The organism is Microbulbifer sp. ALW1 (genome assembly GCF_009903625.1).
Lineage (GTDB): Bacteria > Pseudomonadota > Gammaproteobacteria > Pseudomonadales > Cellvibrionaceae > Microbulbifer.
Genome location: NZ_CP047569.1, coordinates 3,136,487 through 3,160,437 on the forward strand (window position 1 = coordinate 3,136,487; position 23,951 = coordinate 3,160,437).

Annotated in this window: 15 protein-coding genes and 3 tRNA genes; 14 read left to right on the forward strand and 4 right to left on the reverse strand. The window is 55.9% G+C overall.

The window, feature by feature from the left end; all coding sequences use genetic code 11:
* The first annotated feature begins 68 nt into the window (after positions 1-68).
* The gene (locus GRX76_RS13065; RefSeq protein WP_160153722.1) at positions 69-1,880 is read left to right on the forward strand and encodes a collagenase; all 1,812 of its coding nucleotides are present in this window, start codon (positions 69-71) and stop codon (positions 1,878-1,880) included.
* A gap of 235 nt (positions 1,881-2,115) precedes the next feature.
* Positions 2,116-4,953, forward strand: coding sequence for a TonB-dependent siderophore receptor (locus GRX76_RS13070; RefSeq protein WP_160153723.1), 2,838 nt, complete (start codon positions 2,116-2,118; stop codon positions 4,951-4,953).
* A gap of 251 nt (positions 4,954-5,204) precedes the next feature.
* Here the strand turns inward: GRX76_RS13070 and GRX76_RS13075 are convergent, their stop codons facing one another.
* The gene (locus GRX76_RS13075; protein ID WP_160153724.1) at positions 5,205-8,159 is read right to left on the reverse strand and encodes a TonB-dependent receptor; all 2,955 of its coding nucleotides are present in this window, start codon (positions 8,157-8,159) and stop codon (positions 5,205-5,207) included.
* A gap of 169 nt (positions 8,160-8,328) precedes the next feature.
* On the opposite strand from GRX76_RS13075, the gene GRX76_RS13080 reads away from it, so the two are divergent.
* Both GRX76_RS13080 and GRX76_RS13085 read left to right on the forward strand, forming a co-directional pair.
* On the forward strand, positions 8,329-9,675 hold the full coding sequence (locus GRX76_RS13080; protein ID WP_160153725.1) for an MFS transporter: 1,347 nt from the start codon (positions 8,329-8,331) through the stop codon (positions 9,673-9,675).
* A gap of 64 nt (positions 9,676-9,739) precedes the next feature.
* Positions 9,740-10,840, forward strand: a complete 1,101-nt coding sequence (locus GRX76_RS13085; protein ID WP_160153726.1) for a Xaa-Pro peptidase family protein — start codon at positions 9,740-9,742, stop codon at positions 10,838-10,840.
* On the opposite strand, the gene GRX76_RS13090 is transcribed toward GRX76_RS13085, so the two are convergent.
* Together GRX76_RS13090 and pepQ are read right to left on the reverse strand one after the other, a co-directional pair.
* Positions 10,824-12,089: an FAD-binding oxidoreductase gene (locus tag GRX76_RS13090; RefSeq protein ID WP_160153727.1), complete on the reverse strand. Its 1,266-nt coding sequence runs from the start codon at positions 12,087-12,089 to the stop codon at positions 10,824-10,826. The two genes, GRX76_RS13085 and GRX76_RS13090, sit on opposite strands and share 17 nt — an antisense overlap.
* A 4-nt stretch (positions 12,090-12,093) precedes the next feature.
* Entirely contained in the window at positions 12,094-13,473 is a 1,380-nt protein-coding gene (gene pepQ, locus GRX76_RS13095) for a Xaa-Pro dipeptidase (RefSeq protein ID WP_160153728.1), read from the reverse strand.
* 308 nt (positions 13,474-13,781) lie between these two features.
* Here pepQ and GRX76_RS13100 point away from each other — a divergent pair, with 308 nt between their 5' ends.
* From GRX76_RS13100 to GRX76_RS13110, 3 genes are all read left to right on the forward strand, one after another.
* The gene (locus tag GRX76_RS13100; RefSeq protein ID WP_160153729.1) at positions 13,782-14,681 is read left to right on the forward strand and encodes a dihydrodipicolinate synthase family protein; all 900 of its coding nucleotides are present in this window, start codon (positions 13,782-13,784) and stop codon (positions 14,679-14,681) included.
* A 4-nt stretch (positions 14,682-14,685) separates the two neighbouring features.
* Positions 14,686-16,281, forward strand: a complete 1,596-nt coding sequence (locus GRX76_RS13105) for an aldehyde dehydrogenase (NADP(+)) (protein WP_201276816.1) — start codon at positions 14,686-14,688, stop codon at positions 16,279-16,281.
* 69 nt (positions 16,282-16,350) lie between these two features.
* Entirely contained in the window at positions 16,351-17,319 is a 969-nt protein-coding gene (locus GRX76_RS13110) for a proline racemase family protein (protein ID WP_201276817.1), read from the forward strand.
* 56 nt (positions 17,320-17,375) lie between these two features.
* On the opposite strand, the gene GRX76_RS13115 is transcribed toward GRX76_RS13110, so the two are convergent.
* On the reverse strand, positions 17,376-18,248 hold the full coding sequence (locus tag GRX76_RS13115) for a GntR family transcriptional regulator (protein ID WP_160153730.1): 873 nt from the start codon (positions 18,246-18,248) through the stop codon (positions 17,376-17,378).
* Between the two features lie 227 nt (positions 18,249-18,475).
* On the opposite strand from GRX76_RS13115, the gene GRX76_RS13120 reads away from it, so the two are divergent.
* The 7 genes from GRX76_RS13120 (at position 18,476) to GRX76_RS13150 (ending at position 23,912) form a co-directional block, all read left to right on the forward strand.
* Positions 18,476-19,198, forward strand: a complete 723-nt coding sequence (locus GRX76_RS13120) for an acyl-CoA thioesterase (protein ID WP_370463957.1) — start codon at positions 18,476-18,478, stop codon at positions 19,196-19,198.
* Between the two features lie 143 nt (positions 19,199-19,341).
* Positions 19,342-19,418: transfer RNA gene (locus GRX76_RS13125), tRNA-Pro, on the forward strand.
* 280 nt (positions 19,419-19,698) lie between these two features.
* A complete protein-coding gene (locus tag GRX76_RS13130) occupies positions 19,699-20,823 on the forward strand; it encodes a proline racemase family protein (RefSeq protein ID WP_160153732.1) in 1,125 nt (374 codons plus the stop codon).
* 31 nt (positions 20,824-20,854) lie between these two features.
* Positions 20,855-21,829 (forward strand): ornithine cyclodeaminase family protein, encoded by a 975-nt coding sequence (locus tag GRX76_RS13135; RefSeq protein WP_160153733.1) that lies wholly within the window; start codon positions 20,855-20,857, stop codon positions 21,827-21,829.
* A 130-nt stretch (positions 21,830-21,959) separates the two neighbouring features.
* Positions 21,960-23,231: a hypothetical protein gene (locus tag GRX76_RS13140; RefSeq protein WP_201276818.1), complete on the forward strand. Its 1,272-nt coding sequence runs from the start codon at positions 21,960-21,962 to the stop codon at positions 23,229-23,231.
* A gap of 450 nt (positions 23,232-23,681) precedes the next feature.
* Positions 23,682-23,755: transfer RNA gene (locus GRX76_RS13145), tRNA-Cys, on the forward strand.
* 71 nt (positions 23,756-23,826) lie between these two features.
* Positions 23,827-23,912, forward strand: a tRNA-Leu gene (locus GRX76_RS13150).
* Positions 23,913-23,951: the final 39 nt, after the last annotated feature.

Genomic DNA, 23,951 nt, shown 5'->3' on the forward strand with positions numbered 1-23,951 from the left:
ACTTCTCTCTATTCGCCGTCTTCACACTTTGTTATTGTGCACACAATAACAAGAAAGGAGCAAAGCGAATGCTGAAACACCATCGACCCCCATCCCGTGCATCTCTACTGTGGACGACAGCCGCCATCGTGCTGCTGGCCCTGACTTCCGGATGTGACCAAACCAGTACCAATCGATTGATAACACAATTGGAGAACCCGGATACCGAACTCTGGTCAACCGGCGACCTCCATCAAACTCATCAGTTCTCCGCTGCACTGGCGCAACTCGATCAGCTTTCTGCGGATTCGACGGCGAATTTTGATGATCTGGACGCACTACTCTATTATCTGCGCGCCTACAGTTACTTCGGCCCCCTGGAGAGTATTGATGATCTACAGTGGTTCACCCTGGATAAAATTCTGACCCAACTGCGTCAGCATCAATTATTTGTTCAGCAAAATGATCAGGGGGCGCGGTTACAAGAGCATTTCACGGTTACCCTCTACCGCTACTACAACCGCGCGCCACTCACGGCCCGGTTAGCGCCGCATCTCGACACGGTATACGCCCTCCTTAACCGATACGCGCTGAACGACCCCAAAACAAAAAGCCCGCAAAGTGCCCAGGAGCGCTACACTCTCTGGGAGACCTACCGGAGCATCGGGTTTCTCGCCTACGAGGCACGCAGCAAACCGCTCGTCAAACAGGCGCTGCTTGCCAACACGCCATCCACCGAGGTCCTTATCCGCAACGCGCAAGCGACACCGGACGCTGCCGAAATCGGTCTCTGGCGCCTACAGCACGCACTCTGGGCTTTAGGCAACCTTCAGGTCATTATTGACGAAGAAGAAAATGGCACAGCGCTGGATGAAACCGTATGGCGACTGCTGTCGAAAGATCTTCCATTTCTCACAACAGAGGATCAGCGCAAGCTCTATACCCGGCCCTACCTGGTCACCTCCTTTCGTGGAAAAAGTGCCTGTGACGAAGAGTTTCCGGGGCGCTGCCATTACCCCACGGAAGAGCAGGCACTGCCGATCCAGCACAGTTGTTCTCCCACCCTGCTTATCCGTGCGAACAGCATCAGCAATCCGGCACTGACTGCGGCCTGCGAAACCCTGCTTGCCCAGGAGGGGGACTTCCACCACAAGTTGCAAAGTGATCACAAGCCCGTCGATCAGGACCATAACGATCGCCTGGAAGTCGTGGTCTTTGATAACTACAGCCAGTACAACGAGTACGCGGCCCTGCTGTTTGATATCAACACCAACAACGGAGGCATGTTCCTGGAGGGCGACCCGGGCGAAAAAGGTAACCAGGCACGGTTTATTGCCTTTGAAGCCTTCTGGATGAATCCCGATTTCAGTATCTGGAACTTGGAGCACGAATATGTGCACTATCTGGACGGGCGCTTTAACAAGTGGGGGGGCTTCGGGCATTTTCCCAGTCATATGGTGTGGTGGTCCGAGGGGCTCGCCAATTACATTGCCCAGGGACAGCACTACGACAGTGCGGAACGCGACCTCCACAATACCCGCCCTTCAGAATACCCAACGCTGGAACAAATTTTCGCGACCACCTATGACGACGGTGGCGCACGGGTGTATTCATGGAGCTACCTGGCCATCCAATTCCTGTATCAACAGGACCCAGACAGTCTCGCTACACTGGCCAGCTACCTGCGCAAAAATGATTTCGACGGTTATCGCAAGCAACTCGATCAATATTCAGGGCAGTGGCAAAGTGAATTTTTTGCCTGGCTCGGCCAACTGACACCATCGGAACTGTCTGCTCCCACAGCGGAGAAGCTGCCCCGCAAGCTTTACCGCTATCTCTACCGGGATTACCTGCAACCCGCTGATCTTCCCGAAACACCTCAGCACCGCCACCACAGCTGAGACCGTAATGCTTCACTGCCCTAACGTGCTTCCCGGGACCTGAAGGTCCCGGGATATTCGAACGCCTTTCCATCTGCTCACGCTTTCCCCACTGCTATTGCATTTCCCGCCATGCGTATTTTGACCATGAGCTACTTGTAGCTATTGCACACAAAGTAATTATTGGTTAGCCTTAATTTGATCTTGTGTACCAAGTAAATAAAAGTTGAACATAACAATAATCGGGTAAATCACGATGCAGACATCAAAGAAGTTACTGGCTCTCACTATTGCTGCCGCCGCTGGTCACGGTGGACTGGCACAGGCTCAAACTCAGGATAACGCGCTGGGTGATGCAAGCCTTGAAGAAGTGATTGTTACCGGCTCACGTATCCAACGCAGTACCTTCGACAGCCCCTCCCCCACCTCAGTGATCGACAAAGAGTCCATCAAAATGACCGGGGAACTGAACCTCAACGAGGTACTGTCCACCATGCCGCAGTTTGGTGCCGGCTACGATTCCACTTCTGGCAGCTACTCCTTTGGTAACTCGGGACTGAATGCGCTGGACATGCGGGACATGGGCGTAATTCGCACTCTTTCCCTGGTCAATGGACATCGTCCGGTCCAGATCACCACCGACAGCAATACGATGGTGACGGAGATCGGCATGATCCCCAGTGAACTGGTAGAGCGTGTTGAGGTACTCACCGGAGGCGCCTCCGCGGTATACGGCGCAGACGCCGTGGCCGGGGTGGTGAACTTTATCCTCAAAGACAATTACGAGGGCGTGTCCATTCGCTCGCAACTTGGCACATCGGAAGAAGGCGGTGGCGAAACCGGCGGATTGACGTTTACCTTCGGTGAAAACTTTGCCGACAACCGAGGTAACGTGGCCTTCTCCCTGGACTACTTCGAACAAAAACCACTGCTGTTTCGCGACCGTGACAATGCTGCTGGCCGCACACGCTATATACCCAACCCCAAAAATACCGGGCCGGAAGATGGCATCCCGGATTTCATCATCCACAACAACATCACCTACCCGGATTTCAACATCGCCGGCAATGTGTTCGGCATGTGGAACAATGAATACGGGGATCTCGACTGGTATGGTATTGACGGTGACACTGTCCGCTTGAGAACCCCGGCATCGGCACTCTCACAAGGCTGGATGGCGACCGATGGCAGCGGGTTTGACCCCAATGCCTATAACTTCGCACGCAGTCCGTTCGAGCGATTGAACGGCTACAGCCGCGTGACCTATGAAATTACCGACCGCACCCGATTGTCGGCGGACCTGATGTATTCCAACACCAAGTCCTACGACGAAATTGACCCGGACTTTATCTGGGGCACCTGGGTAACACAGGAAGGCCTTGAAGCCAGCGGTATCGCGGTACCCAATTCCGTGCAGCAACTTCTAACCGACTACGAAGACAACTGGCTGCAAATCCCCTACACCTTTGCGAGTGCCGGCCCTCGCTGGCACACGAACGACCGCGAGTACCTCGCGCTAAGCGCCACTCTGGAGGGCGAATTCGATAACGGCTGGTACTGGGATACCTATATCAACAGTGGTTACACCGATACCCAACTCACCCAGGGCAACAACCTCCGCTACGACCGCATCGACACCAGCACCTTTACCCTGATCGGCCCCTGTGCTGTAGCGGGTAATTGCCCGGAATTTTCTCCATTTACACAGGCCTCCCAGGCGGTCAATGACTATGTCATGACCAACCACGACACCAACACTCAAGTTGTGCAACACGCCTTCGCCGCAAACATAACCGGCGATCTGTTCGCATTGCCTGCCGGAATGGTGAAATTCGGCACGGGCTTTGAGTCCCGATACGAAAACCTCGACTACCAGCCTTCGGAACTGTGGCAGTCTGGTCTGCTCAGCTCGCAACAAACCCCCATCGACGACAAGAGTCGCACCGTTCACGAGGTGTACAGCGAACTGCTGGTACCGCTGCTAGCAGATCTCCCTCTTATGGAGTCACTGGAGTTTGAAACCGCCGTGCGCGCCGCCGAGTACTCCACCGAAGCGGCCAACTTTACCAGTTGGAAAGCCGGCCTGAACTGGGCGCTGAATGACAGCGTACGATTCCGCAGCGTCTACTCCCTCGCTGTGCGTGCACCACAGTTAGGGGAAATGTTCCTGGGTACCAGCATCGGCTATTCCGATCTGACGGACCCCTGTGATGCCGATCAAATCGATGGTGGTCCGGATGACGGGCGGCGCAAAACAAACTGCACAGCGCTCGGCATCCAGGAAAACTGGGATTCCAACCTGAAAGGACAGCGCGGCAAGGTAGTCTCCGAAGGTAACGATGCACTGCGTGAAGAAGATGCCACTACCTTTACCGCAGGGTTCGTGTTCACGCCCTCCTTCGCTGAGGACCTGAAATTTTCCATCGACTACTACGATATCGACCTCACCGATATGATCGTACGCTTCGGGGCCAGTAACACGCTTGCCTTATGTGTCGATTCCGAGAGCATCAACAATGACTTCTGTACCCAGGTAACCCGACTGGCGAACGGTGATGTAGAGTCGGTGCGCGACACCTTCATCAATGCTGACGGCGCGCGTCGCACCGGTATCGATATTGAAGCCGACTACCGCTTCAACCTGGAAGATACCCTGGGTCTACCCGGTGATCTGCATTTCAACCTGGTAGCCAACCGCCAGCTGGAAAGCTCCTACACCTCGACCAACAACCTCACTGGTGAGCTGGAAACAACGGACTACGTTGGCGAATTTGGCACTCCCGAGTGGAAAGCCGATTTCACGACTACGTATTACGTCGATGACCTGTCCCTGCGCCTCACCAGCAAGTACACCCAGGGCGGCCCGATTGATCTGGACGGTCGCAGTGAACGTTACGAAAGCAGCGTCGTCGAAGACTCCCTGTACTTCAACCTCTGGTCCGGTTACCAGGTAACAAAGTCCACCCAGCTCTACCTGGGCTTGAACAACGTCACCAATGAAACCTGGACGGATCATCCCTACACCTCCTACGGATCCGCGAACTATTCCTTGCTTGGTCGCTACCTATACGCAGGTGCCAGCATCAAGTTCTGAACCCGGGAAATCACAGGAAAAATCAAATCACCTTCAAGAGTCGACTCCTAGTCACCCTGTACTCACAGGACCTTGCCCCAAAGGGGATTGTCGGAGAATGTTGTACCTCTCTGCTTACGGCGCCGCTCTGCGGCGCTTTTTTTTGGGCAGCAAACTCCGATACCGATTTATTTCAATGCCTTTATTCAAGACAAAAAAATCCCGGCTTGTGGCCGGGATTTTCATTTGCCTTACGGGTAGCAAGGTCAGGTCTAGAAATCGTAGCGAGCAACCAGGCTGAAGTAGCGTGCGCGGCTTCGCATTTCTGTCAGACCATAATCCGGGTTGGTGATCAGACCATTGGTACCCTGAACCGAGCGGATTTCATTCACATCCAGCGCGGCATCGTCGTTCAGAGCGTTGTAGATGGTGCCCTTCAACAGCAGGTCACCATCCAGCAGCGGCATGCGATAGGCCAGTGACAAATCCAACTGTTTGCTCCAGGGCAAGTTGCCGGCGGAGCCACGCGGTGCGGGATTGCCATTCTCGTCGTAGAAAGAGACCTCACCGTAGTACTGGCTAATACAGTCGCTCCAGGGGCTACCCTCGGCACAGCTGTCTACACCCACCGGATGGATACTGAAGTAGTTTTGCGGACGTCCGGATACCACCGAAGTAACAAAACCAAAGGTCAGGTCATCAGTCAGGTCGTAATAGCCATTCAACTTGAAGGCGTGGCGGTGATCGTTGGGCAAATCACCATAACTGTGGTCCATCAAGTCGGCATAGTCGTAAGAAGTTGTCCAACCCGGATCCGCCTGATTGTTGTCCGTACGTACCAGGCCCTCAGTGTTGCCGTAGCTGTGGGACCAGGTGTAGGAAGCATCCAGGAACAGGCGCTCGGTATACTGACCGCGGAGAGACGTTTCCAGCGCGAGATAGCGACGAGAAGCCTTCGGTAATGCCAGTTCCTCAGCGGAAAGGTTCACACTATCCAGCTGACCATCACCGTCAAAGTCGTAACGGATGTTGACATCCTCACCCGGGTTTAACAGTACGTAATAGCTGCTCTGCCCAACGTTGTCTTCAATCCCATTCGCTTCCAGGTAATTGCTGAGCACCGGGCCGATATCGGCATCTTCTACCGAACGTTTGAGATCCCGGTAAACGCCGCGAACACCCAGCACCATGCCATCCAGCACCAGGGTTTCCATGCCCAAGGTAAATTCGTCGGCATACATACCCTCGAGGTTTCCACTGGCGATCAGCTCCGGCTCTACGATACCCTGCTGGCGTACCCAGCTATGCAGCAGATCACCGCGGCTGGGAGAGCCATCTTCGTTCAGCAACACCCGGCCATTATCATCTGTCGCACCCGGTGCATAGTAATCGAACGTTTCGCGGGAATAGGATCCCTGGGTGATATTCATGTTGGCAGATACCGGCTGGTAGTAACGACCAAAAGTCGCAAACGCCTTGCTATTGCCATCCCCATTGAAATCCCAGATCGCCTGAATACGCGGAGAGATTCCGTCGTTTTCTACAAACGCTTCACCGCCGGTAACGGTATTTTCAAATTGCTCATAACGGGCACCGAGATTCAGGGTGAATTCATCGGTTACCGACCAGGAATCCTGCAGATACAGCGCCGTCGCGGTTACCGCGGAATCAGTACCACGCACGCGAATTCGGCGCTGGACCAGATCCGTGCCCTCGGCCTGAAGAGATGGATCGTTTACCGTCGCCAGACGTTGTTGCCACCAACCACGCGCGTCGCCCTCCCCGTTCTGGTTTTCCTGATAGAACACATCCACACTGCTGTAATCCACCCCGACTTTGATCGCGTGATCCAGCAGGTCGTAGCTCAGATCGAGCCTTACCTGATCGCGTACGTAGTCTTCATCGTAAATGGTCGAGTCACTGTGATTACTAAAGCTGACACAGGTTGCGCGACAGTCGTACACGGAAGGCAGGTTGTTGAGCGCGGAATTGTAAATCGTTTCCTGGGTACGCCCAGCGGTGACATCGAGTATCAGGTCGTCGCTGAGGCGTCCGTTATAGTGTGCGCCGTATACCTGCCCACCTTCACGGCTTTTCGTGCGCCCCAGGCCGCTGCCAACCTGATTTTCTTCCGGGTCGTAGGCGAAGCTGTGGTATTCCCCGTTTTCCTCGTTATTGATCGCGGTAAAATCGATCGCGTGGTCATCATTGATGAACCAGTCCAGCTTCACCAACCAGCGATCTTCCTCCCGGGTACGATCGTAATAGCTTGAGCCGCTCGCCCAGGTGTCGTCTGTTTTACGTGGGCTATACAGGGCATAGAAAAAGGCCTTGTCCTGCACGATGGGGCCGCTGGCCCACACTTGCGCCTCCTGGAAGTCCATAGCGCTTTGGCGCGTATTGATCGAGTACTCACCGGCTGCGTTGGTTACGGAGTCATGCTGGCTACGGAGTGAATCCGGATCCATACGCAGCTGCGAACCAAAATTGAATTCATTGTTACCGGATCTGGATACGGCATTGATGATCCCGCCCAATGCACCACCGAATTCCGGGTCGATTGCCCCGGTCTTCACCTGTGTCTGGCTGATTGCCTCCCATGGCAATGCAATAGAGCCGAGACCGGTTTTGATGTTGGAAACATTCAAACCATTCAGGTAGTAGCCGTTTTCCGCAGACGAGGCGCCGCCGAAGCTGGAAGCCCCGTTGAAGCTGCTACCACCGGGTATTACCACACCCGGAGCCAGCTGCGCCATCGCCTCGAAGCCAGTATTCACCGGCAACAATTCCAGCTTTTCCTGGGTGATTACTACACCTGCTGTGGAAGAACCGGTATCGACAGGCCGCTGCATGCTCCCGGTTACTTCCACCACTTCTAGAACCTCGCCAGGTACTGCGAGCGTGCCATCAAAGACAACCGCCTGCCCTACCCGCACCAATACCTCTGGCACATTCGCGCTGCCATAGCCCTCTTTTTCGAAACTCAGGGAATATTCACCGACCGGCAAATTGCGGAGGCTGTATTCCCCCTTTGCGTTACTGGTCACGGTTCGCGTAACTCCCTTGCCCGTATGGGTAACCGTAATCTCTGCGCCCACAAGTGCTTCACCGGTGGAACTGACTATCTGCCCCTTCAGCGTACCACCGGAAGTATCAGCGGCCAGCACACTGGCACTCGCCAGCGTAGCGCTGACAGCCAGGGCTAATAGCTTCTTCTTGATTTCCATGATCTCTAAACCCTCTTTCCTAAGTTTGTTTATAGGTTTCGTTATCTGTTTTGTACGAGGTCTGCGCCAAATATTTTTGCACGCAATATCAACTAAAACATATTGTGTGTACAATGACAACAAATGAGAGACGCCCGAACAGTGAATAAAAAACAGCAAGAGGTGAGCGATGACGTCTATTTCAACAACAATAAATACACAGACAGAAACCCCGCAGAATCGAGGCTATTTCCCGTCGAGTTTCTATGTCGCGAATGTGATGGAAATCTTTGAGCGGTTGGCGTGGTACGGGTTCTTTACCCTCTCATCGCTCTATATGACAAACAGTGTGAGCCAGGGCGGACTCGGACTCAGTGACGCGGAGCGTGGGACCATTCAGGGCGTGATTCCCTTTTTGCTGTATCTGCTCCCGGTATTCACCGGTGCCCTCGGAGATCGCTTCGGCTACAAACACATGTTTTTCCTGGCCTTCTCGATCATGACGCCGGGTTACTACCTTCTCGGTCAAGTCTCCGGATTCTGGCCGTTTTTTGCCGTTCTGTTGTTTGTTGCCATCGGCGCAGCGATATTCAAACCACTCGTGGTGGCTACGGTCAGCCGGAGCACAAACGACGGTAACCGCGCCCTCGGGTTTGGTATTTTCTACACCATGATCAACGTGGGCGGTTTTGTCGGGCCGATCGTTGCGGGCCTGGTGAAGGGGATCAGCTGGGACTGGGTGTTCTCAGTCGCCGCCTGCTGGATTGCGGTGAACTTCCTGCTATTGCTGTTTTATCGCGAACCCCGCATCGCTGACTCCATGCCGGCATCCCAGTCGCGATCACGATCAGATCAGAGCGTATTCAGTGATATTGCCCAGGTACTGAAGAATCGTCGTTTTGTGGTGTATCTGCTGCTGATGTCCGGATTCTGGGCCTGCTATAACCAATTGTTCCTGACCCTACCCCTGTACCTTCGGGATTTTGTCGATACGGCGCCACTATTGGCCTGGGTTGAATCCTTCAGCCCATCCGTCGCCGGCGCCATCAGCGAAGGAAGCCAGGGACAAATCAGCCCGGAATTTATTACCGCATTCAACTTCGGCAGCATTCTGATACTACAAATCGGTATCAGCCAGCTCAGCAAACGGTTTGCATCACTACAGGTTCTGATATCCGGAACCTGTGTAATGGCCGCCAGCTTCTTATGGATGGGATTCGGCCCCGCCATCGGCGGCGCCGGCATCGTGCTCGCGGTCATTGCCTTCTCGGTAGGTGAAATGCTGACCTCACCAAAAAGCCAGGAGTATGTGGCTGAATCCATGCCTTCTGCGCAGGCAGCCCTGTTCATGGGCTACTACTTCCTATCCATGGCACTGGGCTTTCTGGCAGCCGGCTTACTGTCCGGTTGGGGCTATGGCTATGTAGCAAAAACACTCGGCAGGCCCGACTGGATGTGGGGTGGTTTTGCCGCACTCTCAGTCTGCTGTGCCTGCGCACTACTCTGGTATCACCGGCGTTTACCCAAAATTACTTAAACGCAAGCTGTAACCCGAACAGACGCCACTTCAATTCTAATGAGCGAATAATCCAGGTACACACATGACCCGCCTACATAAACTGCAGAAAACATTTTTCGGGCTCGGTATTGACGGCATGCTGATTACCAGTATGCCCAACCTCCGATACCTTACCGGCTTTGCCAGCGATGAACAGGGCGTTGCAAGCCTGCTGCACGCCGGAGATCACGCTTTCCTCATTACCGACTATCGCTTTGGTGAACAGGCACAGGAACAGTGTGCAGGCAAAGAAATGGAAATTATCGTGCGCGACCGCGCGAAAGAATCCCTCGGCCAGACGATTCAGCGGCTAGCACTCGGTTCGGGCCGAGCCAGACGGTTGGGCTTTGAGCGCGACCACATCAGTTACAGCCAGTGGCAGGCCATCGCCGTGGATCTGGCCCTGGACCCCGGCGGGTTTAAGCCACTGAGTGGCATAGTGGAAAAGCTGCGCCGAAAAAAGGAGCCATCGGAGCTCGAGCATATGCGAAAGGCCGCGCGCATTGCCGACGCGTCACTGGAGCAGCTACTCAGCAAACTTCGCCCTGGAATGACCGAACGCGAAGCTGCCGTGGCACTCGAGCACGCATTGATGACCTCGGGCTCAGAAGGTACCGCCTTCCCTACTATTTTTGCCTCTGGCCCACGCAGCTCACGCCCACATGGCATGCCATCTGATCGACAACTGCGAACCGGCGACATGATTACAATCGATTTCGGCGCTGTGATTGAAGGGTACCGATCCGACATGACACGCACAGTGGTACTCGGCAGAGCCAGTGAACAACAGCGGGAAGTGTACGGATTGGTAAAAGACGCTCAAAAGCTGGGCGTGGATAGTGTGATGGCCGGAATACCCTGCTCTGAACCGGCAACCATCGTGGCTGATTATCTCAGCAAAACCCCTTATGCGCGCTTTGCGGGCGACGGGCTCGGGCACGCCATTGGCCTGGAAACACATGAGAAGCCATATTTCACCACGAGTGACGACACCATCATTGAGCCCGGCTTCGTCATGACGGTAGAACCGGGAATTTACATTCCCGGCTGGGGCGGCGTGCGCATTGAAGATGACATTGTGGTTCAGGCCGAGGGAATCGAGATGCTAACCCAATTCCCCCGGGACCTTATTGAAATCGCTTGATACTGAATGGGGAAAGGTCAATTTCCGGGGCCTTTCCCTCCAGCTCGTCGGCAAGTAACTCTGCCGTTATGGCCGCTTGTGTAAGACCCAGGTGTTGATGACCGAAGGCAAAGGCGACGCGAGGATGATGCGGTGCAATGCCCAGTACCGGCAGCGAATCTGGCAATGAAGGCCTGAGCCCCATCCATCGGTGCGCCCCGGTGTTACTGATGTCTGGCAGTAGCGATTGCGCATGGTCAAACAGAATATCCGCGCGCGCAAAATTGGGCTCTGCGTCCAGGCCGCCCAGCTCGACGGTACCCGCCAGGCGTAGCCCTTCCTCCATCGGCGTCATAACGAAAGACCGCTCGAAGGACACCAGCGGGCGCGAGATATTGGTCCCGGGCTGCGGCAGCATCAGGTGATAGCCTCGCTCGGTATCCAGTGGCACCTTGTATCCCAGTTGTTCCGCGAACACTTTCGACCAGGCACCGGTGGCAATCACCAGCCGTCGGGAACGGATACTGCGCCCGCTGGAAAGACGCACATCCATGGCGTCTGCCGTTTGCTGCAGGCCAACGACCTCTCCCTGTAGAATTTCCCCACCGCTGTTTTGAAATCTATCGGCGAGCGCGGTGACCAAACGGTACGGATTCGCAGTGTGTGCAGTACGCGGAAAAAACAGGCCACCGACAACGCCCTTGCCAAGAGCAGGCTCCAGTGCCCGAACTTCATCGCCTGACAGCGACTCGATTTCAACGCCATACTCCCTGAGCAAATCGACCGTCGCCTGATTCCTGTCAACGGAGTCCGGGCGTTCGTAGACAGTGAGTGCTCCGCGTTTGGTCATCAGGTCCGTCAGCCCGGTGCGTCCCAGCAACCGGTCGTAACTTTCAATAGAGCGACCGTTCAGGGCCCGCAAATGCTGGCAGGACTTTTCGACATTGGCGGGCGCCGCGGCAGCGGCAAACCGCAGCAGCCACGGCAAGACTTTGGGGAAATAACCCCAGCGAATAGAGAGCGGCCCAAGCGGATCCAGCAACAGCTTGGGTACCGACAGGATCGTTTTCATATTCGCCAACGGCAAGACCACATCCGTGGCGAAATGCCCTGCATTTCCGTAGGAACAGCCGCGCCCCGGAGAATCCCGGTCAACCAGTGTGACCTGATGCCCCCGGTGCTGCAGCTGCTCTGCCAGGGCTACGCCGATAATGCCCGCCCCGATAATAACCAGTTCGCGGGGATCGGTTGAATTGCTGTCTAGTGGCATCTGCTCAACCCGCGGGCTCAATGGCGGTTACTTTCAAAGCATTGACCCCGGCTTCACGCGCCAGCGCCGCAAAGGCATCCCGGGACTGGTTTTCAACCCGGTCTTCGTGCACCAATATGCAGTCTTCCACTCGTACCCCACCATATTTCTTGAACGCGTCGACTTTTTCCCAGTTGACCCTGTAGCTGTGCTTACTTCTGGATAGTTCACCGAGCAGCATATCCATAAAGTAGATTCCCGGTTCTATGGTGAGCGCCTGCCCGGCTTCGATATTTCTCGCATTTCTCAGGTATGGCGCACGTGGGTCACGTAGGCGCGGGCGCTCACGGGGAGCCATCAAGTAGCCGCCCACGTCGTGCACCTGCAGGCCAATAAAATGCCCGAGGCCACAGGGGAAAAACACATTGGTAATACCTTCTACCACCATATCTTTGGGCGACATCATTACAAAGTCAAAATCCCGCAGGATGCAGGCGATCAGGTAATGGGCTCGCCAGTGCAAATCGGCAAAGTTCTGGCCGATTGCGACTTCGGACACCAGCGTCTGTTGTGCCGTATCCAGAGCTTCGAGTAGTTTCGCATAGTCGCCGGATCGAAAAGCATAGCTGCGGGTAATATCACTGGCGTAACCGAGGTAATCCGCCCCGGCATCAATCACCAGCGAATGGATATCTGCGGGCAACATTTTTTCACGATCGGCACCGTGGTAATGCAATACGGAACTATGGGAATTCACCGCCACGATATTGCCATAAGGCAATTCCGCTTCCAGCACCCCGGCGCCAGCGAGGTAAGCGTGATGAATGCCCAGCTCTGTTGCGCCGCTCATGAAGGCATCCTTCGCGGCCAGGTGTCCTGCGGCGCTCAACCGATTAGCGCGGCGAAGGCACTCCGCTTCATAGGGTGTTTTGTACGCGCGATGGTAGTGGAGCTCATCGATTAACCCCGATGGGTTCAATTGTGACTTGGGCAACTGCGGAAAGCAGGTGCCATCCTCCCCAATCAGGGCGCAGCCCTCGGTATCACCTGCGAGCGCGCTGATGACATCGTCGAAGGATGTGGCGAGCTCAATGTCAAATGCGTCTACCCAGTAACCTTCCGGATCCGCGGGTGGCTTGTGCCAATAATCTTCCGGCTGAAAATAGATCAACCTGGGTTTTTCCCCAGGGCGGAAATCAATTGCGCAGTGCGGATGTTCGAGCAGCGGAACCCAGTGTTTGAAATGGGGGTTCACCTTGAAGGTGTAGTGGTTATCGTCGAGAAACGGCAACTTGGGTGTGCCCGAATAGATGACCAGACGGCTAAAGCCGTGAAACGCCATCGCGCGGCTATGGCGCCGGACAATTTCCTCAATATGCAGTTGATACAGGTTAGCCAGTGACATGTGTCGCTCTTCCGGTGGTGGTTAGCAATTTACTGTTGTTCTGTGCCTTCGACATGTCCGCCGTTTCGCCGCCCATTCCCCCCGGGAGAGGACAAAAAGCGAAATTAATGTTGACAGCTCTCGAAAACTTTATTTATTGTACACAATAACAACTAAACGCAAAGGGCTTTTTTAAAAGTACGTTGATGGACAGTTGATTCACAAAAGTGCCGAGACACTTTTGCCGCGTCCTTTACCACGTCCTTTGATCGACCCTTGTTTGCCCCTTTGCACCACTTAGCACCCCTAGCCCATGATGAGGAAGTCACATGCAAATCGATTGGAGCGGCGTATTCCCCGCAGCAACCACTCAGTTCAACGCCGATGAGAGCCTGAATATTCCGGCCACCCTCAAGCATCTCGATGTGATGCTTGAAGCAGGAATCAATGGCCTGGTGATGCTGGGTACCGTGGGAGAAAACTGCTCTCTCAGCCAGGATGAAAAAATTGAAGTACTGGCGGCCACTGTGAAACACGTAAATGGCCGGGTACCGGTACTCACCGGGGTGTCTGAATACACCACCACCCAGGCCGGCAACTTTGCACGTGCGGCAAAAGAAGCCGGTGTCGATGGCCTGATGGTATTGCCGCCCATGTCCTACAAAGCCGACGCGGATGAGATCGTCGCGCATATTCGGGGTGTTGCCGCTGCAACGGATCTGCCGGTGATGGTGTACAACAATCCCGCCTGCTACGGCGTGGATGTGTCCGCAGCCGCAGTCGCCGAGCTGTCTCAGGTGAAAAACATCGTCGCCGTGAAAGAAGCCTCTGACGATCCCCGGCGCCTGACAGACATCGCCAATCTCGTCAGCGATGATTTTGTTCTTTTCTGTGGTGTTGATGACCTTGCGCTGGAAAGTATTGCTCTGGGTGCCCACGGCTGGATCTCGGGCCTGGTCAACGCCTTCCCGCAGGAAAACCGCCTGATGTGGGACCTGGCCACCAGCGGTAACTACGACGAGGCGCGTAAGGTGTATCGCTGGTACACCCCCCTACTCCACCTGGATACCAAGCCCAAACTGGTGCAATACATCAAACTCGCGGTGCAGGAATGCGGACTTGGCAGCGAGCAGTGCCGCAACCCGCGCCTGGCGCTTACCGGTGCCGAGCGGGAGTCTGTGCTGGAGATTATTCACACCGCGATAGCTACTCGCCCGGCCATCCAGTAACACCATGAGTGGAGAATTCGCCATGTACACGGCCCCAGTACTGATCGCGGGCGAGTGGCGACAAGCGGCCGAATCCGGCCGCTTTCAGCCCACCAACCCTTCCACCAAAGAGACCATTGCGCGCCTCTACCCGGTCTCCAACTGGCACGACTGTGAGGCAGTGCTGGCCGCCGCTGCCGGTGCCGCGGCAACGCTAAGAGCCATACCCGCAGAAACCCGTGCCCGCTTTCTCGACACCTTTGCCGATGCCATTGAAACCTCAGCAGACGAGCTCAGCCTGCTAGCCCATGAGGAAACCGGGTTGCCATTGAACCCGAGGCTGCGTGACGTCGAGCTGCCACGCACAACAGGCCAACTACGAGCCGCTGCTAACGCCGCTCGCGACGGCTCATGGGCCCAGGCCACCATTGATACCGCTTTGAATATTCGCAGCATGCGCGGCCCCATAGGCCCAGTGGTCATTTTTGGTCCCAACAATTTTCCGCTGGCCTTCAACGGCCTCGCCGGTGGCGATTTCGCCGCCGCCATCGCCGCCGGTAATCCGGTGATCGCCAAGGCGCACACCTCCCACCCCGGCACTTGCCACAAATTGGCGAGCCTGGCACGCCAGGCACTGGAACAAGTGGGGTTACCCAGTGCAACCGTGCAGATGCTGTATGCCATCAGCCGCGAAGACGGCTATAAACTGATGGGCGACAAGCGCCTGGGGGCCGGTGCATTTACTGGCTCGCGCACCGCAGGTATTGCCCTCAAACAGGTCGCGGACAGTGTAGGCACACCGTTTTACGCCGAACTATCCAGCATTAACCCGGTGGTGATGCTGCCCGGCGCCCTGCGCGAACGCGGCCCCGAACTTGCGGAAGAATTTGCCGGCAGCTGCCTGATGGGCAGCGGCCAGTTCTGCACCAACCCTGGGCTGGTCATCGTCCCCGCTGGTGATGACGGTGAGCGGTTTATCGCCCGATGTGGAGAGCTATTTGACGGCAGCCAACCCGGTACCCTGCTGAGTGCCGGTACGCAAATGGGTCTGCAGAAGGCCATCACCGAGTTGCGCGAGGCGGGCGCGGCCCTGGTCACTAGCACTACCGGCGCCGACGACACCCGTACCTGCGTCCCCAACACCCTGCTGTGCGTGTCCGGTACCGGATTCCTGCAGGCCCCGGAGGCCTTCCAGACGGAAGCTTTTGGCAATGCGGCACTGGTCGTGGTGAGCGAAAATACCGAACAAACGGCAGCCATTCTTCAGCAGCTGGAAGGCAATCTCACCGGATGTATTTACTCATCCACTACCGATGTAGATGAAGAAGCTTACAATGCACTGGCACCCATACTGCGCGAGAAAGTGGGCCGACTGCTGAACGACAAGATGCCCACTGGCGTCGCGGTTTCCCCGGCAATGAATCACGGCGGCCCCTTCCCGGCGTCCGGTCACCCGGGATTTACTGCAGTAGGGATACCGGCATCGCTGACCCGCTTTGGCAAGCTCGACTGTTACGACAATGTGCGTTCCCATCGGCTGCCGCCACTGTTGCAGGATCACAACCCATTGAACGCCTGGCGATCGGTGGATGGCAACTGGACTCAAGGGCCAGTGCAGTAACAAAACCTCTACCGTCAGCACGCGGACAATTATTGACCGCAAACGATAAGAACAATCTGGAGAGTAATTTTGGACGGCAATCAGAACCACACGATATCCGTGGTGGATTCCCACACCGGTGGCGAACCCACCAGAGTAGTCGTCGGCGGCGGCCCCGATCTTGGTCGCGGCAGCATGGCAGAGCGACTGGCCGTGTTTCAGGAAAAATTCGATTACCTGCGCACCGCGCTTATCCGCGAACCTCGGGGCTCCGACGTTGTCGTCGGGGCCCTGCTTTGTCCGCCACAAAACCCGGACAATGCCGCCGGTGTGATCTTTTTCAATAACGTCGGCTATCTGGGCATGTGCGGCCACGGCACCATTGGTCTTGCGGCCACACTGGCGCGAACCGGGGCCATTACTCCCGGAACCCACCGGCTCGAAACGCCGGTCGGCGAGGTCAGCTTTGTACTGCACAACAACCACCGTGTAAGTGTGGAAAATGTGCCCAGCTATCGCTATCGCAAAGGTGTGCCGGTATATGTGGAAGGCGTGGGTGGATTTAGCGGGGATATTGCCTGGGGCGGCAACTGGTTTTTCCTGATTTCAAACCATGGGCAGCATGTCAGTGTGGACAATACCGACCAGCTCACCGAGTTTTGCTGGCGCGTGCGCCAAGCACTCCGCGAGCAGGGCATTTGCGGTGCGAACGGGGAAGAGATCGACCATATCGAGCTGTTTGCTCCACCGTCCGATCCGGCCGTCGCAGACAGTCGAAATTTCGTGCTCTGCCCGGGCAAAGCCTACGACCGTTCGCCCTGCGGCACCGGCACCAGTGCCAAACTCGCCTGCCTGTATAGCGATGGAACCATTACCCCCGGTCAGACATGGCGCCAGGAAAGCATCATCGGCAGCGTTTTCGAGGGTTCGGTCCAACCGGTATCCGGCGCGGGGGCGGCACGCGGCGAAGTCATTCCCACGATTACCGGAAGCGCCTATATCAGTGCTGAGTCCACGATTATTTTCGATCCGGAAGATCCATTTGCGCACGGATTCTGAACAAAAAAGGCTTGCCCGGTGGCAAGCCTTTTTTGACTCGAATACGCTGTTCAGAGTTACGTAAACTTTTTCTCATTCAGGTATTCAATCATGCGGGAAACCGCTTCCCGCTGATCCCGGATATGGTGGGTAAGTGCTTTACGTGCGCCTTTCCAGTCCTTCGCCAGCAAACACTCGACAATTTCGCAGTGCTCGCGCGCCATTTCGCGCTTTACCTTTTCATCAATCACGGCGTAATTGAACAGCGCGTTGTAGAAAGGACTATAGCGCTTAAAAAACTCTGAGATATAGCGATTACCACAGCGCTCGATCCAGTAATCGTGCAGGTCGAAGTCCAGCTCCGATGTGGAACTTCCCCGCGCCGGCTTGTTCGCCTTGAGCAGGTTTTCCAGCTCGTTATCGGTAAAATGCCCGCGGGCCAGGTCGAGCGCCTTCAGCTCCAGCATTTCGCGGATATCCAGATAATCGTGCATATCCTGTTCGCTGAACGGATGCACCCGCCAGCCACAGCGGGGTACATGCTCAATCAACCCCGCGCCCGCCAGGCGAGAAAATATCTGCCGCACCACAGTGCGGCCCGCGCCGTATTGCTCAGCGGTAGCATGCTCGCGCAGGTACTCGGTATCTTGCTTTAAACTGCGCGCGATCACATCCTGGCGGATAATGTCATACAGTTTTTTCTCGGTGGCGTCTTCTTTCGGGGGCTCAAGCTTTACCCCCTTCAGCACCTCTGGCTTCGCCTCCAGGCGACCGTTGTCCTTCCGGTGAATTACGCCTTCGTCCACCAGCTCATCCACCGCGTGGCGCACCGGAGTCAAACTCACCTTATAGTGCTCAGACATGGCACCCAGGGTCAGCTTGTAAGGTAAGCGTCCCTCGGCTTGAAGGACGGCTTTTACATCGGATTTGATAAATTCAGTAATGGTCATTTAGCCAGCGCTTGCTATTATTTTCGGTCCGCACCGCGGCCGTTGGCCCCTGCGGCGCAAAATTCAGGTAAAAATTTTACACAAGACAGGCAGTATCGCCCATGTTGGAAAAGTTGAGCAAGCTCCTCGATGTCGAGCAACTGGACACCAATTTGTTCCGTAGCCGGGAGCATGTCGAGAACTACCGCAAAGTGCTCTTTGGAGGCCAGGTACTCGGGCAGGCCCTGATGGCCGCCGCCCGCACCGTTGAGGATCGCCTCCCCCACTCTCTGCACGCCTACTTCCTGCGCCCAGGGAGCAGTGAAAAACCCGTCATTTACGATGTCGACCCGATTCGAGACGGTGGCAGCTTCACCACCCGTCGGGTGGTCGCCCGCCAGAACGGCAAAGCCATCTTCAATATGTCCGCCTCCTTCCAGATCGAGGAGCCGGGTTTCGACCATCAAGCGGAGATGCCCACTGAGAGCTTGATTCAGCCCGAAGAACTGAAAAACACCCAGCAGCTCGCCGAAGAGGCCGGCATGAAAGGCGCCGCCCAGAACCAGCGCCGCTATATGGTGGATTTTCGTCCGCTGGACCCCATGAGCTACTTCGACAACGCCGTACGCGAACCCCGCTGCATGTTTTGGTTCAGGGTCGACGGGCAGCTGTCCGACAGCCCCATCGAACACCGAAGCGCTCTCTGCTACGCATCCGACATGGCGTTGCTGGGTACCGCCCTGCAGCCACACCCCATCAGCCTGTTCGACCCACACCTGATGCCTGCCAGCCTGGATCACGCCATGTGGTTCCACCGGCCCTTCCGGGCGGATGAGTGGCTGCTCTACGTCACCGACAGCCCCTCTGCCAGTGGCGCCCGCGGCTACTGCCGGGGGCAGATCTTCTCAAGGGATGGACGACTGGTTGCCTCCACCACCCAGGAAGGTCTGATCCGCCAGATCAATAAGTAAAACGGCCTTGGGCGCCTTTCGGTGCCCGGCAGTTAAAATTAAATGAAATCAGTGGTTTACAGAGGCGGAACGGCTGTTATAATGCCGCCCGCTTCCCAAGGAAGCCCAAGCAGATTCCGCAACGGAATCAACGCTGTAAAAGTCGGTGAGTAGCGCAGCCTGGTAGCGCACTTCGTTCGGGACGAAGGGGTCGGAGGTTCGAATCCTCTCTCACCGACCATTTCTTGATACATCCCCACCTCAGAAAATTTCACACCCGCGACGCTTCTAGTTTTGTGCGCTGGCACCGTCTAGACCGATCATATTTTGCCCTCAACTAAGTACATTTGGGGGTACTTCTGAGGGTACCGATAAAACCCCGCGCCCCGCTCCCCAAAACCGCCCCCCTGTCACCTGCCCTGCCACCTCCCCCTCAACTCACATCCAACTTTCTTTCATTGCACCCAAAAACATATATTGTTATTGTCCGCAAAGTAACAAATGTATGACAGGGGAGTAAGATGAATTCAACAGTCGAGGTTCGTCCGTGGGAAATTCTGAATTCTGAAATCCCAGCAAAACTGATCGCCAACTGGCGAAGTGTCGATACCATCGACATGCACACCGGGGGCGAACCGCTTCGGGTTATTTTACGAGGCTTCCCCACGCTCGAAGGCGATAGCGTGCTGGCCAAACGGCGCTTTGCGCAGCAACATCACGACGAATTGCGATGCGCATTGATGTGGGAGCCGCGCGGCCATCGGGATATGTATGGGGCCATCGTTGTTCCCCCGAATGACCCGGGTGCGGATTTTGGAGCCCTGTTCATTCATAACGAAGGTTTCAGCACCATGTGCGGCCACGCGGTAATTGCCCTGGCAAAACTTGCGGTTGAATTGGGCTGGGTTAAACCGGGTATTCCCGGTTCTGAAGCGCCGGTAACGATTGATGCACCTTGCGGGCGAATTCATGCATTCGCGCAAACCGACGTTGGCGGCCGCGTTATTTCGACCCGCTTTCACTGTGTGCCCTCCTTTGTTTTCGCTCGCAATCAAAGTATCGACGTTCCGGACTTCGGAACCATTCGGTACGACATTGCTTACGGCGGAGCTTTTTACGCGTATGTCGATGCAGCGCAACTACCTTTCTCACTCGACGCGGAACACGCTGAGCAATTGATTCGTGCGGGTCGTGCAATCAAGCAATGCATCCAGGCCAGCGGGCAAGACATCCGGCACCCCACGGAACCCGATCTGGGATTTTTGTACGGCACCATATTTTTGGATATGGCGCCTTTCCAGGCGCGGCCTTTGGACACCAATCAAATGCCCAATTCGATTCACAGTCGCAATGTCTGTGTCTTCGCCGATGGCGAACTGGATCGGTCACCAACGGGTTCCGGGGTATCCGGGCGTATGGCACTGCACCTGGAGCAAGGACTGATTGGCCCTCAGCAGACACTGATTGCCGAGAGTATTACCGGCAGCTGCTTCACGGGAGGCGCCGTCCAATCCCTGCAATACGCGGGAATTCCTGCGGTAATACCAGAGATTTCCGGCACTGCTCACATTACCGGCCAGCACCGGTTTTACATCGACCCAACAGATCCGCTGCAGCAGGGTTTTCTGCTGGGGCACTCACAATAAACTTCCGATTGAACGACACCGAAGACTTCCAATGCACTTTATTTCTGCCGAAACCATTCGCGAAACCATTCACTACCCGCACTTGATCAAGGCATTGCGCCAAGCCTTTCGCAGCCAGGACATCGAAGTGCCGCAGCGACACCACCATCACTATCAGTACTCCCGTGAACATCAAAATGAAAACACGCTGCTGCTGATGCCCGCTTGGCAGGCTGACGGCTTCTTGGGAGTTAAGACGGTGGTCGTCGCCCCGGATAATCGTCAACAACCGTCTATTCAGGGACAGTATGCGCTGTTCGATGCGCGCACAGGCACACCACGGGCGATTATGGATGCCGCCAGTATTACGGCCATGCGCACCGCGGCCGCGTCAGCACTTGCCGCCGACTTCCTGGCCCCGGCTGACGCCAGTGTTCTGTTGATGGTGGGGACAGGCACCCTGGCTCCAGAGCTTATCCGCGCACATGCGAGTGTCCGGCCGATCAAAAACGTGTTGGTTTGGGGGCGTTCGCCGGAAAAGGCGCAGCGTATTGTCGACGCCCTTGCCGGCGCACCCTTCTCCATATCCGTATGCGGTGACCTGCAGGAGGGTATGGCACAAGCCGATATCGTGAGCTGCGCCACCCTGAGTAAAACGCCACTCATCTATGGGAAATGGCTCCGGCCCACCCAGCACATCGATCTGGTGGGAGCTTATCGACCCGACATGAGAGAAGCGGATGACCTGCTGATCAAGCGAGTCGCCCTGTATGTGGACGTGATGCCCCACGCAATTACGGAGACCGGCGACCTCAGCCTGCCGATTGAAAGTGGCGTGATCAGCGCCAGCGCGATACTGGGCGACCTGCCGTCTCTGAGCCGACTGGATGCCCCGGTCGACCGTACCGGGGTGACCTGCTTCAAATCCGTCGGCCACGCGCTGGAGGATCTGGTTGCGGCGAGCCTTGTATTCAACAAGCTCAACGGGCTGGAACCCGCTGAAGCCCAGGGGATGAGCAAGCAATAGCCTGCGTAGGTCACAATACCGAAGCCGGGGCTCGTACCCTGGCAGATTGAGCGTTACTCTCTGGCACTGTTACTAGAATGTGTTGTCAAACCAACACTCACAGACCACCAAACAGAGCCAGAAAGTATTCATGCATTATTTTTGGAAAGCTTGGTCCTCTCGCGAAACGGCGTCCTTCGGCGCCCTCTTGACGATGCTCAGCCTGTTGTGCGCCCCGCTCGTGCACGCCGCCGCGAACAACACCACTTACGACATCAAATACCAGGTAGAACTTCGCCCTGGCGATGATGCCGCCAGGGTCCGTATCGCCCTGTCCGGCGACGAACTGCCCGCACAGTTGACGCTCCACCTCAACCCCGATCGGCATTCAAAAATATCCGGAGAAGACGTCACCCTGGATGGTGACACTGCTACCTGGAAACCGGGAGTGGGTCACAGTGAAATCGAGTACCAGTTCAAAATTGATGAGAAGAAATCGTCTGGTCGCTACGACTCCCTGATGACGGATAAGTGGACCATTTTGCGCAGCGACAAGCTAATCCCGCCGATATCCGCGCGAGCGCCCAAAACTCTCAAGTCCAGGGCGACACTTCAGGTGAATACCCCGGAGAACTGGAATACGCTCGCGCCCTATGCAAAAGATGAAAACGGCATTTTCCAGCTGAAAGATCCTGGCCGCCGCCTTATCCGCCCCAAGGGGTGGCTGATCTCCGGTCGCATTGGCAGCCGCCAGGAATTCATCGATGGCACAGATACAGTCGTCGCTGGCCCGCGAGGAAAAGGTATTCGCCGACAAGACACATTGGCCTTTCTCGGCTGGACTCTTCCAGAGCTTAAGAAAGTTTTCCCTGAGTTCCCGGACAAACTGCTGATCGTGATGGCGGGCGACCCCATGTGGCGCGGCGGACTTTCCGGTACCCGCTCGCTGTTTATGCACGCAGACAGGCCGCTGATTTCCGGTAACCGAACAAGCAGCCTGCTGCATGAACTTGTTCACGTCGGCACAGGTATCCGCGGCGACAAGGAAAGCGACTGGATCGTCGAGGGCATTGCCGAATATTACTCACTGCAAACGCTGCGCCGCACCGGAGGTATCAGTGAGCGCCGCTTTCAGGAGGCACTGGAAGAACTTGCCGAATGGGGCAAAGACTCTCCCAACCTTCTGGTGAAACGATCCTCAGGCCCAATTACCGCAAGGGGTACCGTGGTACTGCACCAAATCGACCAGCAGATCCAGAAGTCCAGCGATGGAAAGCACAGCCTGGATGAAGTGGTAACGGCGATGGCCTCGGAACGGGGAGAAATCACGCTAGAAAAATTCCGCACACTGGCCGAACAAGCGGCCGGCGCCCCGATTCCGCAACTGGAAAGAGCATTTCTTACAGGCAAAAAAAAGCCCTGACGACGGGGGGGGAGAGCGTCAGGGCCAAGACCATTAGGAGTGAAACTTGGAGGATTTCATCCTTACAACACACTGGGCGCCCGTATGGAGGGAGGCGCCCGGCCGGCACTACTAAACACGACGTGGGGGAGATGTGTGCTAGCCAGCTACATTGAGTATTGGACACTCACGGAGGATTGCCAGTTTTCGTCGCGGGAAAACTTAGAACAATTGGCAATAGAAATCCTGCAACCATTGCTATCTGTTATTACACAAGCACGGGAGCCTTTGCTGAACAATAAGTGAACGAGTTTCTAAGGTTGCACCTTGCCCCTTGACTAATCGTGAACAAACCATAGAATAGCGCCCTCTTACACGCCCAAGGGCACGTAAGTATCAGAAAATGCTAGGATTTTTCAGGGTTATCCGATAGAATCCGCGGCGTTTTCACCGCTATCACAGCGGCACCTAGGCTAGGTGGCAGAGTGGTCATGCAGCGGACTGCAACTCCGTGTACGCCGGTTCGATTCCGACCCTAGCCTCCATTTTCTCTCCGGACTCATCTGTGGGCCGGATTTATCACTGGTCAATTCCGCACCAGCTGATTGCTCTATCTGCCCGGGTGGTGGAATTGGTAGACACAAGGGATTTAAAATCCCTCGACTTCTGGTCGTGCGGGTTCAAGTCCCGCCCCGGGCACCAACCACCACTTCTGTAAATCCCTCCCTTGATCGCCCTGCC

Bases quoted from the DNA above. Each gene is read 5' to 3' on its own strand.
- GRX76_RS13065 (WP_160153722.1), top strand. From the start codon at position 69: ATGCTGAAACACCATCGACCCCCATCCCGTGCATCTCTACTGTGGACG.
- GRX76_RS13070 (WP_160153723.1), top strand. From the start codon at position 2,116: ATGCAGACATCAAAGAAGTTACTGGCTCTCACTATTGCTGCCGCCGCT.
- GRX76_RS13075 (WP_160153724.1), bottom strand. From the start codon at position 8,159: ATGGAAATCAAGAAGAAGCTATTAGCCCTGGCTGTCAGCGCTACGCTG.
- GRX76_RS13080 (WP_160153725.1), top strand. From the start codon at position 8,329: ATGACGTCTATTTCAACAACAATAAATACACAGACAGAAACCCCGCAG.
- GRX76_RS13085 (WP_160153726.1), top strand. From the start codon at position 9,740: ATGACCCGCCTACATAAACTGCAGAAAACATTTTTCGGGCTCGGTATT.
- GRX76_RS13090 (WP_160153727.1), bottom strand. From the start codon at position 12,089: ATGCCACTAGACAGCAATTCAACCGATCCCCGCGAACTGGTTATTATC.
- pepQ (WP_160153728.1), bottom strand. From the start codon at position 13,473: ATGTCACTGGCTAACCTGTATCAACTGCATATTGAGGAAATTGTCCGG.
- GRX76_RS13100 (WP_160153729.1), top strand. From the start codon at position 13,782: ATGCAAATCGATTGGAGCGGCGTATTCCCCGCAGCAACCACTCAGTTC.
- GRX76_RS13105 (WP_201276816.1), top strand. From the start codon at position 14,686: ATGAGTGGAGAATTCGCCATGTACACGGCCCCAGTACTGATCGCGGGC.
- GRX76_RS13115 (WP_160153730.1), bottom strand. From the start codon at position 18,248: ATGACCATTACTGAATTTATCAAATCCGATGTAAAAGCCGTCCTTCAA.
- GRX76_RS13120 (WP_370463957.1), top strand. From the start codon at position 18,476: ATGGCCGCCGCCCGCACCGTTGAGGATCGCCTCCCCCACTCTCTGCAC.
- GRX76_RS13130 (WP_160153732.1), top strand. From the start codon at position 19,699: ATGAATTCAACAGTCGAGGTTCGTCCGTGGGAAATTCTGAATTCTGAA.
- GRX76_RS13135 (WP_160153733.1), top strand. From the start codon at position 20,855: ATGCACTTTATTTCTGCCGAAACCATTCGCGAAACCATTCACTACCCG.
- GRX76_RS13140 (WP_201276818.1), top strand. From the start codon at position 21,960: ATGCATTATTTTTGGAAAGCTTGGTCCTCTCGCGAAACGGCGTCCTTC.